This window comes from Mycolicibacillus koreensis (assembly GCF_002104795.1).
Taxonomy (GTDB): Bacteria; Actinomycetota; Actinomycetes; order Mycobacteriales; family Mycobacteriaceae; genus Mycobacterium; species Mycobacterium koreense.
This window is the reverse complement of record NZ_NCXO01000106.1, coordinates 1-1,428: the sequence shown is the minus strand read 5'-3', so window position 1 is coordinate 1,428 and position 1,428 is coordinate 1. Positions and strand designations below refer to the sequence as shown.

At 65.4% G+C, this 1,428-nt stretch carries 1 protein-coding gene; it reads right to left on the bottom strand.

What is annotated here, in order from left to right:
- Positions 1 to 57: 57 nt before the first annotated feature.
- Positions 58 to 1,293 carry an IS256 family transposase gene (locus B8W67_RS20060; RefSeq protein ID WP_085305928.1) on the bottom strand — a complete coding sequence of 412 codons (1,236 nt, stop codon included), beginning with the start codon at positions 1,291 to 1,293 and terminating at the stop codon, positions 58 to 60.
- Between the last annotated feature and the right edge of the window lie 135 nt (positions 1,294 to 1,428).

Here is a 1,428-nt window from a genome sequence, read left to right as displayed (position 1 = left end):
GGTCAAGTCCACGGGTGTGGTGTACGACGTCGTCGCATGATTCTTCGTTGAGATGGTTCAGGCGGTCAGTGCCGCCGGGGTGGCCTCCTGTTCTGTCGGGAGTGGTGGCTCGGTGCGGGATTTGCTGAGGACATCGAGGCCGAGGTAGCGACGGGATTCGGCCCATTCGTCGTGTTGTTCGGCGAGCACGGCTCCGACGAGGCGGATCAACGCGGTCCGGTCGGGGAAGATGCCGACGACGTCGGTGCGGCGGCGGATCTCCTTGTTGAGGCGCTCCTGGGGATTGTTGGACCAGATCTGGCGCCAGATCTGTTTGGGGAACGCGGTGAACGCGAGCAGATCGGCGCGGGCGTCTTCGAGGTGCTCGGCAACCTTGGGCAGCTTGTCGACCAGGGCGTCGATGATCCGGTCGTATTGAGCGGCAACGGACGCGGCGTCGGGTTGGTCGTAGACCGAGTGCAGCAAGGTGCGCACCCACGGCCAGGAGGCTTTCGGGGTGATGGCCATCAGGTTGGTGGCGTAATGGGTGCGACACCGTTGCCAGGTGGCTCCGGGCAGGGTGGCGCCGATCGCGGCGACCAGGCCGGCGTGGGCATCGGAGGTGACCAGGCGCACCCCGGATAGGCCACGCGCTGTCAACGACCGCAAGAAAGCCAGCCAGCCCGCGCCGTCTTCGGCGGTGGTGACGTCGATGCCCAGGATTTCGCGGTGGCCCTCGGCGTTGACGGCGGTGGCAATCAACGCGTGCACGTTGACCACCCGGCCGGCTTCACGCACCTTGAGCACCAGGGCATCAGCGGCCATGAACGTGTACGGGCCGGCATCCAGCGGACGGGTGCGGAAGGCTTCCACGGCGGTGTCGAGTTCTTTGGCCATCACCGACACCTGGGATTTCGACAGGCCAGCGATACCCAGGGTGTCGACGAGCCGATCCATCCGGCGGGTCGACACCCCCAGCAGATAGCAAGTGGCCACTACCGTGGTCAGGGCCCGTTCGGCGCGTTTGCGCCGCTCCAGTAGCCAATCCGGAAAATATGAGCCCTGACGCAGTTTCGGGATCGCTAGATCCAGACTGCCCGCCCGGGTGTCGAACCGGCGCTGCCGGTAGCCGTTGCGTTGGTTGGTGCGCTCAGCGCTGCGTTGGCCATAGCCGGCCCCGCACAGCGCGTCGGCCTCTGCCCCCATCAGGGTGTGGATGAACGTGGCCAGCAGCTCGCGCAGCACGTCGGGGTGGGCGCTGGTGAGTCGCTCGGCCAGCACAGCCGGCAGGTCGATATCGTGGGCGTCGGTCATCGCGTTGATTCCTTTGCTCGAGTGACTTTGACGGGTCTCTCGAAGAATCACGCGATGACCTTCAATCATTTGGCTACGACACGCCGGTCACCAAGATCAGGTCCCGACTCGTACACCACTCTGGTGGACGCAACC